The organism is Polaribacter ponticola (genome assembly GCF_026191475.2).
Lineage (GTDB): Bacteria > Bacteroidota > Bacteroidia > Flavobacteriales > Flavobacteriaceae > Polaribacter > Polaribacter ponticola.
Genome location: NZ_JAOSLC020000003.1, coordinates 289,125 through 308,554 on the forward strand (window position 1 = coordinate 289,125; position 19,430 = coordinate 308,554).

The following is a 19,430-nucleotide window of genomic DNA, read 5'->3' on the forward strand; positions in this document are numbered from 1 at the left end:
TTAAGATATAGTTAATTAATTAAACTTCTCTGTGTATGATTTTAATTTAAAGAGTATAACGTTTCTCTTTCGTAGAAGAAGCATTTAATATAGTGTTAAATTCTTTTATACTATCAAAGTTTCTTGTAATTGAATTAGATACAGCAATACCAGAAATACCAGTCTCTAAAATAGAAGAAAGATTACTTATTGTAATACCTCCAGAGCCTATAATTGTTGTTTTGGTATTTAATACATCAATAATTGTAGTAAAACCATTTAAACCTAATTCAGTAATAGTATTATTACCTTTGTTTTCTTGGTCTTTAAAAGGATTTAAACAAATATAATCTACATTTTTACTTAGTAAGTTTTTACAATCTTGAATATTATTTGCTGATGCTCCAACAATTTGCCAAGAGTATAAGTTTTCAATAACATTTATAGTAGAAAAACCAGAATCTTCTATGTAAACACCATCAGCTTTTATTTCTTTAGCAATTTTAAAATACTCACATATTATTAATCTTGTTTGAAAATGAGCTGTAATTTCTCTGGCTTCTTTTGCAAATTTTAAATATTTTTTTCTGATATGTTTTTAATATTTAATTGAACCAATTCTGCTCCAGACGAACAAGCTTTCTGAATATTTTCTATATGCTCTTTAGGAGAGTTTCCTTGAGAAATATAATGTAGTTTCGGAATCATTTCGCTATTATTTTATAACTATTTTTTTTGCATATTGCATAAAATAAGATTCAAAACGTTTTAATAATGGATCAATTTTTTCTGAATAAATTACATACTGGCATTTATGAATACTTTGTGTAATAGCCATCAATGCAGTGTAAGAAGCGTTATCTGCCAAAAAAGAAGCATCATCTATACTAAATATTTTTAATTGAGTAGTGTTTACACCTTCTAATAAAAGTAACTTATTCATAGTTTTAGGTGTTAGGATAAGAATATCTACACCTTCAAAAATTTCTGATTTTAATAAATCTATATGCTGTTTATCATCACAAGCATAAACTCTTAAAGATGTATGTCTTGTAAATTTAAAAAAAGCGTCATTAAGTTCTGCAGCTCTTTCATTATTGGCAACTAAAACTACTGCTCTAGGGGCTGTACCTACTTCTTCACATTTTAATTTATGCATTGTTGTAAGTATTAAAGATGTAGATTTACCACTACCTAAAGGAGCTGCACAAAAAACATTAGCACCACTTTTTATTACTGGAATACTTTTAGTTTGAAATAGGGTAGGTGTACTTATTTCTAACTCTGCTAATTTTTCTTTTATTTCTGAATGTAATTTCTTAAAAGGCATAAAAAATAAACGTTTTTTAAAATCATAAAATGATGGCAAAGATACAACTAAAATGATGTAAACGTTTACGAAGTGCTTATTTGAATTATTTATTAAATAGTAATTAGGTTATAAATTATGAATAATAAACAACTTTAAATACCTAATAAATATACTAGCATCAAGAATTTGTATACTATTTAGATTAAAAACGATAAGACAAATTTTAATGGAACTTTAAACATCATTTATGAGTTTTTTTACCTCCTTAAATAAAGTACTTAACTTTAAAAATAAAAAAATAGAATTAGGGTGTAATATTTTAATCTTTTAAGCACTAAATAAGAAAGAGTTAAAAATATGACACTAAAAAATACAATCATCTTTTTTGAAAGTTTAAACAGGAAAGCAACAAAAAAATCTGAAATTAAGGTTTATAATAAGTTTATAGACATTCTATCAAAATTAGAAAACAGAACATTTAACGCAAATGAAATTAAATCTATAGAAATGGAATTGGATGATTTAAATTTAAAATCAAATCCTGATAATAAAAATAAATTCTATAAAAAAGCTCTTAGTAAATTTGAGGATTATTTAAAGGAAGTTTTCTCTTTAACAACAAAAGGACATTATATAAACGCAAGTGTAAGTTTAGGAATTTTATTTGGTGTTGTTCTAGGTGTTGTTATCGGTGAGCGTTTTGAAAAAGCAATAGGACTTTCTATTGGGATATCTATAGGAATGTTTATTGGCGTATTTATAGGAAAACGTTTAGACGCAAAAGCCAAAGCAACAGGAAATCTACTATAATTAGCAGTTAAATAAACTCATAAAAAACACTTTATTTATTTTAAAACTAAAATGCTGAATAATTTTCAGCACTAAAAAGAACAACCCAAAATGAAAAAAATATTAGCATTCGTAATTGTATTTACATTATCAAATATTAGTCTGTTTTCTCAAGATATTTCTGGAGATTGGAGCGGAATAGCAAAAAAAGGAAGCAAAGAAATTACCTTTGTTTTTAAAATTAAACATGAAAATTCTAAATACTTAAGTACAATGAGTGTACCAACTTTTAGAGTTTCTGGTATAAAACCAACAACAACAACTTTTGCAAACGGAAAGTTGATAATTGATGGTTCTAATGTTGGAATGAAATATGAAGGAAGTTTTAATAGTAAAGCCAATCAGTTTGAAGGGATTTATAAAGAAGGTGGTGTAGAATTACTATTAAATTTAAAAAAAGGTAGTATAAAAATAGACGAAGCTAAAAGACCACAAGAACCAATAAAGCCTTATCCTTATTATGAAGAAGAAGTGGTTTTTAAAAACAACGAAGCAAACATATCTTTAGCTGGTACTTTAACATTGCCTAATAAAAACGGGAAATTTCCAGTAGTAATTTTAATTAGCGGAAGTGGGCCACAAGATAGAGATGAGACTTTTATGGGACATAAACCATTTTTAGTGCTTTCGGATTATTTAACAAAACAAGGGATAGGAGTATTGCGTTTTGATGATCGTGGTCAAGGAGAATCTACAGGAGATTTTGGAAATGCCACTACAGAAGATTTTTCTAAAGATGTTTTAAGTGCTATTTCTTATTTAAAAACAAGAAAAGAAGTAGATGTAAAAAACATAGGTTTAGTTGGTCATAGTGAAGGTGGTATTATTGCGCCTTTAGTGGCAAACAATTCTAAAGATGTTGCTTTTATAGTGTTGCTTGCTTCTACAGGTATACTTGGTGAAGAATTATCTGTAATACAATCCAAAACATTTAGACAATTTCCTGTAAAAGATGAAGTTGCTTATGAAAAAAACACTAGAAAAGCAATTGCGATTGTAACTTCTAATAAAAGTGACGTTGAGATTGAAAATGAATTAACAGCACATTATAATAATTTTATTAGACCCATTTTAACGTCTTTAAATGTACCAGAAGATAAAATTAACTTATTTATAGAAGGGCAGTTAAAAACAAGTTTAAAACCTTGGTCTCGTTATTTTTTACAATACAATCCTGCAGATGAAATTGAAAAATTAAAAATTCCGGTATTGTCTTTAAATGGAAGTAAAGACACACAAGTAAATGCTAAAATGAATCAAGATGGTATTAGAAATGCATTAATTAAAGGAGGAAATAAAGATTATAAAATAGTAGAATTAGAAAATTTAAATCATTTTTTTCAAGAATGTAAAACAGGTAGAATGGATGAGTATAGAAAAATTGAGCAAACATTTTCGCCAACTGCTTTAAAAGAAATTTCTAGTTGGATTCTTCAAAAAATATAAACGTATTGCAGTTTGTTTTAAGATACTTACAATAGATATAAAACATAAAAAAGGACTAGAAGATGTTATTCTTTTCTTGTCCTTTTTTTTTGTATTTGTAATTACAAAATAACTAAATGTTTATTGTTTAAGTATTTTATCTATTCAATTGTGGTTCTTATCAATCATTTACTTTAAAATTATATTAAGATTCGCTTTAAACAATTTACCAATTGGTATTATGTGGTCGTTTAAATGAATTCGATTGCCTTCTATTTTTTTTATATATTTTATTGCAATCGCAAAAGATTTGTGCACTTGAATAAAATCATTATCTGGCAAAGATTCTAAAATATCAGATACTTTTTCTCGTATCATAATTGTATCTTCTTTAGAAACAATTTTAGTGTAATTTCTTGCAGCTTCTATATATATAATGGCATCTACTTCTAATTGTATATAAGATTTATTTTGGCGTAAAAAAATACGTTTTGAAGTGTTTTTTGTTTCTTCTTGTACAGCATTAGTTATTACTTTAGGTGTTTTTGCTACGTTTGTAACTTTGTTTACCGCTTTTAAAAAGCGTTCTAAACTATATGGTTTTAATAAATAATCTAAAACACTTAACTCAAAACCTTCAAGAGCAAACTCGCTATAAGCAGTAGTTACAATAACTTTTGGAGGAGAAGATAATGTTTTTAAAAAATCGAAGCCTTTTAATTTAGGCATGTTTAAATCTAAAAAAATTAAATCTACTGTATTTGTATTTAAATACTCAATAGCTTCTAAAGCATTATAACAGTTTTTTTGTAGCTTCATATGAGGAAGCATTTCGCAATATTCCATTATAATTTTATGTGCTATATGTTCGTCATCAATAATTAAATATCGCATTATTTTAATTTTAAAGATAGTTTTACTTTATAAATATTTGCATCTGTTTCAAAAGAAAGTGTATGGCTTTTAGGATAAACCAAAGCCAATCTTCTTTTTAAATTTACCAAACCAATACCTTTATTTACAGAGATTTGTGCTGCGTCAAAATTATTTTCTATTACAAAATTTACTTCATAATCATTTTCTATTAAACTCATATGAATATAAGCATTTTCTGCTAAGTTTTCTAAACCATGTTTAAAGGCATTTTCTAAAAGAATAATAAAAAGCAACGGCATAATTTTAGCTTGCGAGTTTACTATTTGATGGTTAAATTGAATATCAGATTTTTTATGGTAACGAATTTCTTGAAGCTCAATATAGTTTTGCAAATAATCTAATTCTTCGTTTATTGTTACCCAATCTTTTTGTCCTTTATAAATACTATATCGCATCATATCAGAAAGCTTTAAAACCATTTGTCTTTCTTTAGAATCTTTTTCCATTAAACCGTATAAATTGTTTAATGTATTAAAGAAAAAATGAGGATTTACCTGACTTTTTAAGTGCAATAATTCTGTTTTTTCTTTCTCGTTTCTTAATAAAATTACAGATTTAATTTGTGTAAATAACCAATGTACAATGGTAATAAATACAACAATAAAGTAAAAGGCAATTAACTCAGAAAACCCTTCAATTTTTCCAAAATAGTCATTAAAGATAATAATTATGACACCTATAATTATAAGTGATATTTTAAATAACCTTATTAAATTTTTCTTTTTATTCTCAGATATTTTCAACTTCATAGATCAATATTAATTAAATATAATGCTCTATACAAATTAGTTTACAAACAACAGTTTGCAGGGGACAAAACAATTTTAAACAAATACAAAGTGCGTTAATACCTTTTAATAATATTTGTGAAGCACTTATAAAGTTGTACATCCCATTTTGTTTTTTAGTACTGTAACACATTATAAGTTTGCTTAAAATTAACCATTCTGAAAATTATATTCAGAACAAAAAACGAATAATATGGAACTCATTATCGACAATTTATCAAAAACCTATGCTAATGGTGTACAAGCACTTCAAAATATTTCGCTAGAAATTCCTACAGGAATGTTTGGCTTATTAGGACCAAATGGCGCCGGAAAATCTACTTTAATGAGAACTATTGCAACTTTACAAGAAGCAGATAAAGGTTCTATTAAACTAGGAGAAATAGATGTTTTAAAACAAAAGAACGAGCTAAGACAAGTATTAGGGTATTTACCACAACAGTTTGGATTGTACCCTAAGTTATCAGCAGAATTTTTATTAAACCATTTTGCAATATTAAAAGGGATAAATAATAAAGGTGAGCGAAACGATTTAGTAAATGCACTTTTAATTAAAACCAATTTATATGAAGTAAGAAAACAAAACTTAAAAGGTTTTTCTGGCGGAATGAAACAACGTTTTGGAATTGCCCAAGCTTTACTTAGTAATCCTAAATTATTAATTGTAGATGAACCAACTGCAGGATTAGATCCTGTAGAGCGTAATCGTTTTTACAATGTATTAAGCGAAATAGGAGAAAAAACCGTAGTTATTTTATCTACTCATATTGTTGATGATGTGAAGGAGCTTTGTACAAACATGGCAATTATTAATAAAGGGCAAGTTTGTTTAAAAGGGAATCCGAAGAAAATAATTGAGGATATGAAAGGTAAAGTTTACAAAAAAACAATTCATAAGCAAGAGTTAAATAGCTACAAGCAAAATTACCAAGTAATTAGTGAAAGATTATTTTTAGGTAAACCAAACATTCATATTTTAAGTGATGTGAATCCTGGAGACGGATTTACGCAAATTAATGCAGAGTTAGAAGATGTGTATTTTTCTGAAATTTTTAATAATACAAACGCTAAATCTCATTAATTATGTGGTACGAAATTTTTAAATTCGAAATACAATATCGTTTAAAACGACCAGACACCTATGTGTTTTTTCTTTTCCTTTTTCTATTTTCAATTGTTGGAGTAGACTTTATTTTTCAAGGACCAGAATTAGGCGTAATGAAAAAAATTCGCCAATAATAATAGCAAAAACAATGGGAGCTATTTCTGGTTTATTCATGATTTTAGCTTCTATGATTATGGGAGTTTCTGTTTTAAGAGATTTTGAATACAATATTGAATCTTTAATGTTTTCTACACCAATTAGTAAAAAAGATTATTTACTAGGCCGGTTTTTAGGTGCTTTTACAGTGCTATTATTTGCTTTCTCAGGAATTTTATTTGGTATGATGTTGGGCGAATTGATGCCTTGGCACAATCCTGATGATTTATTAGCTTTTAATGCATTTGTATATGTAAAGACTTTTTTAATGATTACGTTGCCAACCTTATTTTTTGGAGCTGCGTTATTTTTTGTAACAGGAGCATTAACTAGAAACCTAGTTGTAGTGTACACACAAGGTATTTTCATATTTGTTATTTTTATGTTAACCAAAGCTATAACAAACGATTTTTGGCAAGCCATTTTAGATCCTTTTTCGTTAACAACAACAAGTTTAGCAATATCAACTTGGTCTATTGCAGAAAAAAGCACACAAGCCGTACCGTTTTTTGGAATTATAATGTATAACAAACTGTTTTGGATTTCTTTAGGTCTTTTAGCGTTAATATATGGTTATAAGAAATTCAGTTTTAATATTGTTAAAGAAAAGAAAGCTAAGAAAAATCAAAAACTAGTTCATAAAAATACTAATAAAGCGATTAATGTAGTAATACCTCAAGCTAAAAAAGAGTATGGTTTATTATCTAAATGGAATCAACTTAAACAATTTTCTTGGTTTTATTTTGTAAGTATTTGTAAACAATCATCTTTTTTGGGAATTGTTATTTGTGGTATGATTATCATCTTAATTAATTCTGTAAACTTAGGTACAGTTTATGATGTAGATAGTTTTCCTGCAACGTATTTTATTGTAGAAGAACTAAAAGAAACGTCTATGTTTTTCTTTATTGCCATTTTAGTCTTTTATTCTGGAGAATTGGTTTGGAAAGAACGAGGTGCAAAACTGGATTTAATTTATGATGCAACACCAATGTCTAGTTTTATAAAATTAGTAGGTAAGTATATTGGATTAAACTTAATTTACACAGTTTTAATGCTTGCATTAATAATATCTGGTGTTATTTTTCAAACAGTAAATGGTTATTATAAATACGAATTCAATGTTTATTTTACAGGTTTCTTTGTAGAGATTTTACCATTTTTAGCCTTGTATACTTGTATTGCTTTTTTTATACAATCTGTTGTAAACAATAAGTTTTTAGGTATTATGTTGGTTATTATATACTTCATTGTCAATGTAGCAATGGGTTTATTAGGATATAATCACGATTTATATTTGTTTGGAGGTAGTGCTTTAGGAACGTATTCAGATATGAATGGTTATGGTCATTTATTAACACCTTATTTAATTGTTAAATCCTATTGGTTTCTTTTTGCAATATTATTACTAATTATTGGCTCTTTGGTAATTGTAAGAGGTACAGAAACTAATTTGTTAAAAAGAATAAAAGCAAGCAGATTTAGACTAAGTAAGCCACTTTTTAAATTGGCAAGTATTGTTTTAATCGCATTTTTAACTCTTGGAAGTTTCATTTTTTACAATACAAACATTTTAAATAAATACTGGACAAATACTGAAAAGACAGCGTTTAAAGTTAATTATGAGAAAACATTAAAAAAGTTTGAATATTTGCCACAGCCAAAAATAACAGCTGTAAACTTAAAAGTAGAATTATATCCATCAACTAGAGATTATACTGCTAAAGGTTTTTATTTACTTAAAAATATGCACGATTCTCCTATTAGAGAAATTCATGTTCAAAAAAGGTTAGAAGAAAATATAGCAATTGAGGCAGTTACTTTCGATAGTGAAGTAACAATTGATAATCAATATGCAAAATTTGATTATCATATATACAAACTAAAACAGCCATTAGAGGTTGGAGATTCTATAAAAATGAGCTTTAGCCAAACCTTTACAACAAAAGGTTTTAAACAAGGTGGCTCTAATTCTAATATTGTATATAATGGTACATTTTTTAACGAAAAAACATTTCCATCTTTAGGATATAATAGAAGGTACGAACTACGAAATAATAAAGAACGTGCAGATTTTAATTTACCAAGCAGACAAGGTAAAGCTAAAAGAGAAGATACAAAAGAGTTGCTTTACACTAGAGACGGAGGTGATTCTGCAGGAATTCAGTTTGAAATGGTTGTAGGTACAGCTATAGATCAAACCGCAATTGCTCCTGGTAATTTATTAAAGAATTGGCAAGAAAACAACCGTAATTATTTTCATTATAAAATGGATACTCAAATGAATAATTTTTACGCCATTGTTTCTGCAAAATATGAAGTTAAAAAGGAAACTTGGTTGCAAACAATAGATTCTGTTAAAAAGCCTATAGATTTAGAAATTTTTTATCATAAAGAACACGATTATAACATAGACAGAATGATGAAATCTATGAAGGCTTCGTTTGATTATTACAGTACAAATTTTAGTCCTTATCAATTTAAACAAATGCGTATTTTAGAGTTTCCTCGTTATGTAGAATTTGCCCAATCTTTTCCAGGAACAGTTCCTTTTTCTGAAGCAATTGGTTTTGTGTTAGATATTGATGATGAAAAAGATGTAGACATGGCATTTTATGTAACTGCACACGAATTGGCACATCAATGGTTTTTAATGCAAGTAGAAGCGGCAAATGTACAAGGTCAGCATTTAATTTTAGAAAGCTTATCGCAATACGCTGCAATAATGGTTTTAAAAAAGCATTATTCAGAAGAAAAAGTGCAACAGTTTTTAAACACTCATAAAGGCAAATACTTAGCGGAAAAAAGTAGAGAAAGTGAGAAAGAACCTTCTTTAGCTTTAGTAGAAAATCAAAAATATATCTATTATTCTAAAGGTGTAATTAATATGTATGAGTTTCAAAAACAGATAGGAGAAGCAAATGTTAATCTTGCTATTAAAAACTTTATTAGAGATTGGAATACACAAGATGGTAAACTAAAAATAAACACAAATAGATATGCAACCTCTAAAGATTTATTGGGCTATTTTAGAGAAGTTGCACCAATAAATAAACAGTCTTTAGTTACAGATTTGTTTGAGAAAGTAATGCCAACAGCAAAAGAACAATAAATAAAAATAGCATTTAAAAGTTATCTAAAACTCATATGTAATTGAGTCTTAGGTAAAATGAATCTCCATATTCATAGTTTTTTCAAATGCAATTATCCGTTGGGTAATTGCATTTGTTTTTTTACAACTTTCGTTTTGTAAGAGTATTTGTTTCACATAAAATTTATTGAAATTTTCTTTAATAAAAAAAATACTTTTTTTTAGGACATTTATCAAAACTTTGTATATTCGCAACCTTTAAAAAAAACATTGCATTACAAATGTAATTAGCAAGTTCTTTAAAATAGTAAATAAAAGGGGAGATACTCAAGCGGCCAACGAGGACGGACTGTAACTCCGTTGACTACGTCTTCGCAGGTTCGAATCCTGCTCTCCCCACAATTTACTTTTTTCATTCTCCATAAGAACAACAACACAAAAAGCATAAAAGTGTCATTCGAGGCTTTTCGCCGAAGCAAACTCATGCAAATAATAGCCGGAAAAACGGCTATATTAAAAAAGAAGTTTTTAATTATGAATCATCCACTGGATAATCCCTAATTAAAAATGTACTATAATGTTCTGCGTTATGTTACTTTGCTTTGGTAAAAAGCGAAAGTTGTTACTTCAGTTTCTTTAAAAAAAATATTCTCAAAAGTTTCTTCTACAATGTTAATGGAACACTTTTTATTCGACGACGTAGGAGTGAAGCATAATGTGTGTGGAATGGATAGTTATATATGAAATTGTAAAAAGATTAGAAGTGATTATTCATTTTCTTATAAATTTCTCTACTTAACGGAATAGAAAAATCATTTTGTAATTGCAGACTGTATTTTCCACTTCCATGTTTTATAATTTTTTGTATTTTATTTGTGTCTAAAACAAAAGATCTATGCACTCTTTCATATTTTTCAGGTAAAATAGCAAGAAGCTTTTCTAGATTTTTATCATGTAAAAAACATTGCTTGTCTTTGGTGTAAATTTCTGAATAATTACCTGAAGCCTTTATATAAAATATTTTCTCTAAGGGGATTAATTGAATTGCACCTTTTGTTTTTACCGCCAATTGTTTTAATTGTTCTCTATAAGATGCGGTGTTATTTTGTAAACGATCAATAGCTACTTTAAATCGAGTTTCTAAAATTGGTTTGCTAATAAAATCAAAAACACCATAATCAAATGCATTGGCTGCTTGATCTCTATTTGCAGTAATAATAATTGTTTGAAAAGAGCTAGCCGCTGCTGTTTGTAATAGTTCAAAACCATCTTTTCCATTTAAATTTAAATCTAAAAGTAACAAGTCAAATGCTTTTTCTTGAATGTGTAGTTTTGCATCTTCTAAGGTATGAGAAATGGTAATTTTAGCTCCAGATACATAGGCTGTTGTTAAATCTGCAATGCGTTCTGCAATTAATGTGATGTCTTCTACAATTAAGGTATTCATATGCTTGTATGTATTTGAATAATCGCTTCCCAGCCATTTTCTACTGCTTTTGATGTCAATGTCCATTTCTTTGGATAACATTCTTCTAAACGAGCTTCTATGTATTTGATACCGCTACCTGTAGTTGGTTTTTTAGGCATTGACTGCTTTTTACTATCATTAAATAAGCGATATTGAATTCCGGTTACTATCTTTGTTTTTGTCAACTCAAAATGGGCATTGTCATTTCCAGAATAACCATGTGTAATTCCGTTTTCTACCAAGGTATGAATTACAGCTGGAGGAATGGTTTCATCACCGACAATTCCGTTTACTATTAATTGATAAGATGCTCTTTGCTGAATACTCATTATTTGTAAATGTGTTTTGCACATGTTGATTTCATCAGTAATTGGCACCAATTTTTTCTTTGTCATGGTGGTTAATAAGTGAAACTCTTCAGACAAAGCTTCAATCATTTCACTAGCGTTCTCAGTGTCTGTTGTAACCAATTGTTGTAAAGACATTAAGGAGTTCATTAAAAAATGAGGCTGAATATGTTTTTGTAAAAATTGATATTCTAGTTGTTCTAATTGTAATTTGGTAGCATTTAATTTTTGCGTCTCTATAAAGATCCCTTTAGCAGAGGTATAAATCATCATCACAGCAAACAATACCATTCCTAAAAGGTCAATCTTAAAAACGATAGAAGTAATGATGTAGTTTCTATATACAAAATCAAAATCTTCAATTAAATCATAATCATCTAAAAAGGTGAAAAAGAAAATCACGAATAACGAAAAGCGAATCAAGTTTTTAGTATCAATATCATTTTTAGATGGTAAACAACTAAACACAAAAGGAATTAAGCTTAAAGAAATTGCCATAGGCAACGAAAAGACATCGCCAAATAGTACAATCAAACCAAAAACAATAATTGCTAAAAAGAATTTCTTACGTTCCAATCCAAATTCGAAATAAACGATGCAAAGCAAGGTAAAGGAGCTAATATATTCTAGGCCCGCTTTCAGTGTTTTGCTATGTATAAATGAAATGCTTTCGGTCAACCCATTCCAATACAGGGTTTCATACATGCTCAATACAAAATTCATTAAAAACAAAAAACCCAATAACAGAAACGTTTTTTTCTATTGAGAGAAAAATACAAGGCGATATTAATTAAAATAGCAAATAGAAAGATTCCCGAAAATAATAAAGAAGCAGTATGAATTGTTCTTGCATGGTCTGTGAAACTTGTTAAGGAACCAATAGCTAGGTCTCTAAAAATAACACCTTCTTTGTTTTTATAGTTAGAAAAACGGACTTTCAATTCATTAACACCAACAACTAATACATTTCTAGAAATGTGTTTTCGAATCAAATTTAGTCCATTTTTCTCAGTGCTTATAGACATTCCAACCAGACCATTATTTAATAACAACTGTCCGTTAAAATAGACTTCTGCAGCATTGACATTGCTTCGTAATTGAAGCCAAATATCTTCTGCTTTTATAATGGAATCTTTTAATTCAAACTGATAGGTAAGTGTCCAAAGATTATGCTCTGTACTTGCAACAGCATGAATGTCTATAATATTCAAATATTGCCCAACCAATTTCTGGTCCACTCCTTTGTAAAGTGTGCCCGCTTTTAAGGTTCCAAAATCTATTTCAGTTCCCGAATACTCTACTACTTTCTGCTGTGCATTAGAAAATAATACACAGCAGGTTAAAGCAGTTAAAAACAAGACTTTTTTCAATTCTTTTTGTTTTAGTTGGATTCTATTTTTTAACAAAACTACAAAATATTACAGCCTTCTTCTGGCATCATTTTTAGAACGATTTCTTTTACTTGCGGTTTTGGCTTTCGAAGTAAAATTATAGGTCAATCCAACATACATTTTTTGAGTCATTGGCTTGTCTGCTTTTCTAGTTGTGTAATTTTCAAAGGTATTTACACTATTGTACTTTATGGTATTAAAAACATCGTCTATGGTAACTCTCAATTGCAATTTCTTCTGTAAAAACGATTTCTTAAAAACAAAGATAAAACTATGATACGCTTCATTCTCGTTAAAAGGAGCCGTAGTTGGTGAAATATATCTACCAATTACATCAAAATGTGTGGTATTATTTAATGTAAAATTTGTTGAGAAATTAGTATATAAACTAGTTTTTTCAAAGTTAGATTGTTGATTCCCATCTAAGAATTTTGAATGAAATAATGTTGCCGAATATTGTAAACTCCACCAATTGGTTAGTTTTTTAGAACTTCCATATTCTACACCATACTCAACATGTGTTCCAATATTTTGATTCTTTAAATAGGCAATGTCATTTTCTACAAAATACACCGCATTGATATTATCAATGGTTCTGTTGTAATATAGAGAAATCACATTCTTTTTTTGTTGATAGGTAATTTCAAAAGCATTTTTAAATTCGGGTGTTAAATCTGGATTACCCACAATAAAATTAAAATCATTGATCTTTTGTATTTCATTGTTCAACAACTGAAAAGAAGGTCTTTGAATACTTCTAGAATAACTGGCAGATATAGATTTTGTAGAAGCTAATTTTTTGGAGTAAAAAATAGAAGGAAACCAATTGGTATAGTTTTGAGTAACTTTTGCACCTGTATAGTTATTAATTCTATTTAGGCTGGTGTTTTCTACACGCAATCCTAACTTTAAAAAATTTGTAGCTGTAAAATTGCTACTAACAGACATATAAGCTGCACTAATTTGTTCTTTATAGTCTAATGAGGTTGTACGGTTTGGATCAATAATAAAAGTATTCTGCACTTCATATTCCGTTAATAAATCATTTCCTTTATCTATAAAACCATATTTAAAACCAGTCTCTAGTTTTGTTTTTTTAGATACTTGAGCTGCATAGTCAGTTTGCAATGCATAACTGATTGCAGAAGCATCAGCATCGTATTTTTCAAAAGTATCTTCAAAGTTCCCCATAGAATAAACTGACTTTGTAGTTCTTTTTGCAGCATTGTTTTGATTTAAATAATCTGCAAAAACTTTTAGTGCTTGGTTCTTGTCAATTTTCCAAGAATAGTTGACTACCGCTGTAAACAAGTTATTTTTAGGAGTGTTAGTTGTAGATATTTGCCCTTTATCTTCTAATACTTGATTTTTATAGAAACTCAAATCGGCAAGAATAGGGGAGTTTTTATTTACGATAGCACTAAAAACTTCAATTCCTAACTCGTGGTTTGTACCAAAACTACTTACAAAACCAAGTTGAGAATAATGTCGCTGATCATTGTAGTTTTCTGTGTTCAACGTTTCAATTTGACTTTGTTGCTGGCTAAAGTTAGAAAGGATGTTGATACGTCGTAAGCCAGTGTATTTAACATTGTTATAGTTTCCATACAGGTTCCAAGTTTCTGCACCATAATTAAAATTTGAAGAGGCATAGGTTTGATAATAGCCTTCTCTAGCAAATTTATAGGCAGTATGCACGCTTCCATTAAAGCCCAATCGTTTTTTTAACAATATAATATTAATGCTACCGCCTTTACTATTGGCATCTAACTTAGCAGATTTACTTGTCGTAATTTCTATACTTTTTATGTTTTCTGATTTTATTGTGCGAACATAATTCGTTAATTGGTCTCCAGATAAGTTTATTTTTTTGCCATTCACAAAAACAACAACTGCTTCGTTACGCATGCTAATACTGTTTTCTTCAACCCAAAGCAATGGCGTTTGCCTTAATACTTCCATTCCGTTAGCATTTATTTTTAACGGACTGTTCTGTACATTAAACACCAACTTGTCTTCGCGTCTGCTTAACATAGGTTTTGTAGCGGTGATAGTCACACTTTCTAATAAATTGCTATCTTCTTTTAAAATAAAAACACCTAAGTTGCTGTTTTTAGTAATGTGTAATTGTTTGGAAACGGAAGTATAACCAATAAAACTCAACTCCATAATAACCTTTTGTGAAGTTTTTAAAGAGATTTCAAATTCCCCTTGTGAATTGGTAATTACACCAGTAATTAATTGGTTTGTAGTAGCGTTTTTAAGAACAACATTTGCATATTCTAACGGATTTTTTTCTACGTCTGTAATGATGCCTGTTATGCGGTGTTGTGCGTTTAGGTTTGTTATAAAAAACAAAGCTAAAAAAAGCAACAATTGTAATACGATTTTATAAAATTCATGGTTTGTGTTTTTTAATTTGATACAAGTGTACAGCAGTTGTTGAATTTTATGAAAGACAAACATTTGAAATGCACAAGCGAAGGATGAAATGCATGTTTGCTGTAGAAACTCTAATGATAAAATAGTATTATGTAAAATAGAAACTCAATATTAACCTTGTCCTCATAAAATTTTGGTTAAACAATAGGAGAAAAGAGCGTGCGTATTTTAGGGTTTTAGTAATACAATATCTTAATAGTTTCAATTATACAAGGGATTTCAAAGCAATGTTAATCAGTTCCAATGTTTCCTAAAATATAGCGAATGAACCGTTAATTGTTTCCAAAATTATATGCAGCCTTGAATTTTTGTTTCAAGAAAAAAGATAATGAAAGATGAAAAAGAAGATTAATTGAAGTTCTAAATATAACAAGTTCATAGAATTTTATTTTTACTCACATATTTAATTATTTGCAGAAACTTCAAATGTGTTCGTGAATCTCCTAAAAAGTCGATTTCATAAAATTTATGCTCTTGTGGCAAGCTTACGAGAATCGTCTAAAATTTTTTATTACGTACATTTTATCGAATACGCGATTTTTAATAATAGCAAAAGGTTAGCTTTTATTTTGGCGCTGGCAAGCGTTGGATAATTGTGTTATAAATAAATTGCAATAAGCAATTTGATTTTATAAAAGCAATCGAGCGTTTGGTAGTGGCAATTTTACATAACGACTAATTATAGTATCAAATTTATAGTTCTGAAGTTTCTTGAGAATCGCGTATTTAAAAAAACTTGAACAATTGTACAGAATATTAAATTTATCGAAAAGCAAAAACGATAATGTTTAATGACCCAAGTACAAACGTTTATTATGAAAACTAAATACTGTGGGATATTTTACATAATATAGAATTATAGCTATCAAATAAACCTAGAAGTTAATTAGCCGTAATTTCTTTTAACATAATATCTATCGATATAAACCTAAAGGTGTTATATCTGATATTATTTGTAAATAGCCGGAAAAACGGCTATATTAAAAAAGAAGTTTTTAATTATGAATCATCCACTGGATAATCCCTAATTAAAAATGTACTATAATGTTCTGCGTTATGTTACTTTAATTTGGTAAAAAGCTTTTACCAGTTCTATTCTTCTTTGATTTTTTTCTTTCTAAAAGTTTCTTTAAAAATGTAATGGAACACGCTTTTTACGAAACGACGATAGGAGAGTAGTGGAATGTGTGTGGAATGGATTAAACACTCCATAGACTATCTATAAAGTAATGTTTGCAATCTAAAAAATTATGAGTCAATTTAAATTTTGAAGCTGTACAAAAACTCTCAATTTCAGTAAAAGAATACTTCTTTGATAGTTCTGTCCAAATGAGTTCATTGTAATCAAAAGAATAGCTCTTATCTAATGATTTAATATAAACATCTTGTTGCTTTAAACTCACTAAATAACTTCTAACTTCGCCATTAACAGGATTATAATGACAATAAAAATCAAATTTATCCAATCTGAAATCTGCTCCTAATTCATTATTAATACGATGCAATAAATTCATGTTAAATGCTTTTGTAATTCCATGAGGATCGTCATAAGCATTTTTTATAGTAATTGGATTTTTCTGCAAATCGAAACCAATTAATAATTTGTCATTAGGCTTTAGATGGTTTTGAATACTCTTTAAAAAATATTGTGCATCGTCTTTTTTGAAATTACCAATATTACTTCCTAAAAACAATACCAAACTAGGTATATCATTTGGCATCGTACTCAACAATTTAAAATAATCACCAACAAATGGCTTTACTTTTAAATCTGGAATTTCCTTTGCTACTTTTTCTAATAAAATATCAATTGCTTTTTTAGAAATATCAACTGGAATATAAGTGAATTCTAAACCAAGTTCGATGAAGTTCTTTAAAAGTTTGATTGTTTTATAGCCATCTCCTGCACCAAGTTCAATGATATTAAAAGTACCATAGAAATTTAATTTTTCAGCTATTTGTTTTGCTTGAAGCGATAGTATTTCAAATTCAGAATCGGTTAAATAATATTCTGGCATTGCCATAATTTTCTGAAAGATTTGACTACCAATATCATCATAAAAATATTTTGATGATAGATGCTTTGGTTGCGCAGATAATCCAGTATCTACGTCTTTTTTAAATTGTTCTATCATAATTATTTAACAAGTCTAATTCCTGTGAATTGCCATCTTTCTTGGGCATGAAAAAAGTTTCGATATGTATTTCGGCTGTGATTTTTTGAAGTTGCAACCGAAGCTCCACGTAGTACCATTTGATTCATCATAAATTTGCCATTGTATTCTCCAATTGCGCCTTCGGCTTTTTTAAAATTAGGATAAGGTAAATATGCACTATAAGTCCATTCCCAACGTTTTCCCCAATTTAATTTTTCCGAAGCAATTTCCCATTCAAATTCGGTTGTTAATCGCATTTGTTTCCATTCGGCAAATGCATTAGCTTCATAAAAATTGATATGACTTAAAATGGCTTTAGGATTCACTTTTTGTAATCCAGAAAGTGTAAAATAATGCCATTTGTTATTGATATTATGCCAATACATTGGTGCTTTAATGTTATTCTCTTGAACCCAAGACCAGCCTTCATCTAACCAAAGATTAAAGTTAGAATAACCTTCATCTTCTATGAACGCAATAAACTCTTCATTTGTTACCAAAGCTTTGCTTATTTCAAAATCATTGACATATACTTTATGCTTTCCTAATTCATTATCATAACAAAATCCATCTTCGTTATAACCAATTTCATAAACACCTTCATTTATTTTTACAAACCCGTTTTCAGTATTTGAATCATCAACAAAATTTGCTTCTTCTTTATAAACAGGAAAAATGGGATTGTTACCTAAAAGGCATTTAATATCTGTAGTTAATAATTCTTGGTGCTGTTGTTCGTGATTCATACCAAGAACTATTAAATCTTTTAATTCTTGAGATGAATTTTGCTTTATTAGTGCTTTAATATGCTCATCCACATACGTACGATATAAATACACTTCGTTTACATCAGGACGCGTAATATTACCTCTGTCTGCGCGAAAAATTCTATCTCCAGCATTATTATAATAACTATTAAAAAGAAAACTAAAATCCTTATCATAAACAGAATAATCTTCAATATACTTTTCAAGAATAAAGGCTTCAAAAAACCAAGTTGTATGTGCTAAATGCCATTTTGCTGGACTTGCAAAAATAGAAGGTTGTACTACATAGTCTTCAATTTTTAAAGGCTTGCAAATAGATTCTGTTTTAGCTCTAACAGTATTAAATAATTTAAGAATATTCATTTATTCATATTGATTTTAAAAGATTCCACAAGATATTAATCTCATGGAATCTTTTCTGCTATTAATCGGGGAATTTAAAATTTTCCAGTATTAGCCCATTCCGAACGTGGTGGAATAGGTTCCATATTATCCCAATGCTCAACGATTTTACCGTCTTCAATTCTAAAAATATCAAATACCGCTAATTCTGTTCCGTTAAAAGTTGCTTTAGAGTAAGTAACAACATGGTTTCCTTGTCCAAGTACTTTAAAGATAAAGTCGTAATTAAAATCTTGTGTTGTTAAAAATTGCTTAACAGTATCAATACCATTTGGTACATTTGGATTTCTGTTAATATATTCTTCAGTAGAAATATAATCTGCAATTTTATCATGCTTACCATTTTGAAAAACTTCTGTAATAAAACTTCTTACTAATGCTTTATTTTCTTGTGTTTTATCTAAATCTTTTATTTCAAAATCACCTAAAACTTGATCCGTTCCACCCACGTTTTTTTCTGGCTCTTGATAGGCTGCAATAACATCCCAATGTTCTACTAATTTATCGTTTTCATCTGTGTCAAACATATCAGTAGTAATCCATTTTGCGGCTCCGTTATCAATGTCTTGATATACGTGAACAAACACGAAACTGCCATCTTCAATAGTTCTAACTACACGAATATCTCTATCTTTTGTACGTTCTAAAAATCCTTTAAAAAAGTCTTTAAAACCTTGTGCTCCATCTGCAACACCAGTACTGTGTTGTGTATATCTATCTCCTGAATATTGTTCTACAACATCCATGTTTCCATCTTTAATTCCTTCTAAATAAAGGTTTTTTGCATTTTCTAATTTTTGACTCATAATTGTAATT

Annotated in this window: 17 protein-coding genes and 1 tRNA gene; 6 read left to right on the forward strand and 12 right to left on the reverse strand. The window is 28.6% G+C overall.

The annotated features are described in order from the left end of the window. Positions 1-46: 46 nt before the first annotated feature. Genes N5A56_RS06120 through N5A56_RS06125 form a run of 3 tightly spaced genes read right to left on the reverse strand, consistent with a single transcriptional unit; the run spans position 47 to position 1,309 of the window. Complete coding sequence (locus tag N5A56_RS06120) at positions 47-571, reverse strand: thiamine phosphate synthase (RefSeq protein WP_337994829.1); 525 nt, start codon at positions 569-571, stop codon at positions 47-49. Then, entirely contained in the window at positions 553-687 is a 135-nt protein-coding gene (locus tag N5A56_RS17380; RefSeq protein WP_337994768.1) for a hypothetical protein, read from the reverse strand. The genes N5A56_RS06120 and N5A56_RS17380 overlap by 19 nt, the downstream gene beginning before the upstream one ends. 7 nt (positions 688-694) lie before the next feature. Beyond that, entirely contained in the window at positions 695-1,309 is a 615-nt protein-coding gene (locus N5A56_RS06125; protein WP_274270272.1) for a DEAD/DEAH box helicase, read from the reverse strand. A gap of 339 nt (positions 1,310-1,648) precedes the next feature. On the opposite strand from N5A56_RS06125, the gene N5A56_RS06130 reads away from it, so the two are divergent. Beyond that, entirely contained in the window at positions 1,649-2,101 is a 453-nt protein-coding gene (locus N5A56_RS06130; RefSeq protein ID WP_265724697.1) for a hypothetical protein, read from the forward strand. Positions 2,102-2,191: 90 nt separating this feature from the next. Continuing rightward, positions 2,192-3,586, forward strand: coding sequence for an alpha/beta hydrolase family protein (locus N5A56_RS06135; RefSeq protein WP_265724698.1), 1,395 nt, complete (start codon positions 2,192-2,194; stop codon positions 3,584-3,586). Positions 3,587-3,754: 168 nt separating this feature from the next. On the opposite strand, the gene N5A56_RS06140 is transcribed toward N5A56_RS06135, so the two are convergent. After that, positions 3,755-4,462 carry a LytR/AlgR family response regulator transcription factor gene (locus tag N5A56_RS06140; RefSeq protein ID WP_265726097.1) on the reverse strand — a complete coding sequence of 236 codons (708 nt, stop codon included), beginning with the start codon at positions 4,460-4,462 and terminating at the stop codon, positions 3,755-3,757. Further along, positions 4,459-5,250, reverse strand: coding sequence for a sensor histidine kinase (locus tag N5A56_RS06145; RefSeq protein WP_265724699.1), 792 nt, complete (start codon positions 5,248-5,250; stop codon positions 4,459-4,461). The genes N5A56_RS06140 and N5A56_RS06145 overlap by 4 nt, the downstream gene beginning before the upstream one ends. A 232-nt stretch (positions 5,251-5,482) precedes the next feature. Here N5A56_RS06145 and N5A56_RS06150 point away from each other — a divergent pair, with 232 nt between their 5' ends. The 4 genes from N5A56_RS06150 (at position 5,483) to N5A56_RS06165 (ending at position 10,040) form a co-directional block, all read left to right on the forward strand. After that, complete coding sequence (locus N5A56_RS06150; protein WP_265724700.1) at positions 5,483-6,370, forward strand: ABC transporter ATP-binding protein; 888 nt, start codon at positions 5,483-5,485, stop codon at positions 6,368-6,370. Between the two features lie 2 nt (positions 6,371-6,372). Next, positions 6,373-6,528: a hypothetical protein gene (locus N5A56_RS06155; protein WP_265724701.1), complete on the forward strand. Its 156-nt coding sequence runs from the start codon at positions 6,373-6,375 to the stop codon at positions 6,526-6,528. A 14-nt stretch (positions 6,529-6,542) separates the two neighbouring features. Further along, on the forward strand, positions 6,543-9,662 hold the full coding sequence (locus N5A56_RS06160; protein WP_265724702.1) for an ABC transporter permease/M1 family aminopeptidase: 3,120 nt from the start codon (positions 6,543-6,545) through the stop codon (positions 9,660-9,662). A gap of 296 nt (positions 9,663-9,958) precedes the next feature. Further along, a tRNA-Tyr gene (locus tag N5A56_RS06165) sits at positions 9,959-10,040 on the forward strand. 358 nt (positions 10,041-10,398) lie between these two features. On the opposite strand, the gene N5A56_RS06170 is transcribed toward N5A56_RS06165, so the two are convergent. The 7 genes from N5A56_RS06170 to N5A56_RS06200 form a co-directional block, all read right to left on the reverse strand. Further along, entirely contained in the window at positions 10,399-11,088 is a 690-nt protein-coding gene (locus N5A56_RS06170; protein ID WP_265724703.1) for a LytR/AlgR family response regulator transcription factor, read from the reverse strand. Beyond that, on the reverse strand, positions 11,085-12,032 hold the full coding sequence (locus tag N5A56_RS06175; RefSeq protein WP_265724704.1) for a sensor histidine kinase: 948 nt from the start codon (positions 12,030-12,032) through the stop codon (positions 11,085-11,087). The genes N5A56_RS06170 and N5A56_RS06175 overlap by 4 nt, the downstream gene beginning before the upstream one ends. A gap of 146 nt (positions 12,033-12,178) precedes the next feature. After that, the gene (locus N5A56_RS06180; RefSeq protein WP_265724705.1) at positions 12,179-12,826 is read right to left on the reverse strand and encodes a hypothetical protein; all 648 of its coding nucleotides are present in this window, start codon (positions 12,824-12,826) and stop codon (positions 12,179-12,181) included. A 48-nt stretch (positions 12,827-12,874) separates the two neighbouring features. Continuing rightward, a complete protein-coding gene (locus tag N5A56_RS06185; RefSeq protein ID WP_265724706.1) occupies positions 12,875-15,223 on the reverse strand; it encodes an outer membrane beta-barrel protein in 2,349 nt (782 codons plus the stop codon). Between the two features lie 1,265 nt (positions 15,224-16,488). Further along, the gene (locus tag N5A56_RS06190) at positions 16,489-17,424 is read right to left on the reverse strand and encodes an L-histidine N(alpha)-methyltransferase (protein ID WP_265724707.1); all 936 of its coding nucleotides are present in this window, start codon (positions 17,422-17,424) and stop codon (positions 16,489-16,491) included. Between the two features lie 2 nt (positions 17,425-17,426). Continuing rightward, positions 17,427-18,575 carry an ergothioneine biosynthesis protein EgtB gene (egtB, locus tag N5A56_RS06195; RefSeq protein WP_265724708.1) on the reverse strand — a complete coding sequence of 383 codons (1,149 nt, stop codon included), beginning with the start codon at positions 18,573-18,575 and terminating at the stop codon, positions 17,427-17,429. A 74-nt stretch (positions 18,576-18,649) separates the two neighbouring features. Beyond that, on the reverse strand, positions 18,650-19,420 hold the full coding sequence (locus N5A56_RS06200; RefSeq protein WP_265724709.1) for a nuclear transport factor 2 family protein: 771 nt from the start codon (positions 19,418-19,420) through the stop codon (positions 18,650-18,652). Positions 19,421-19,430 lie beyond the last annotated feature (10 nt).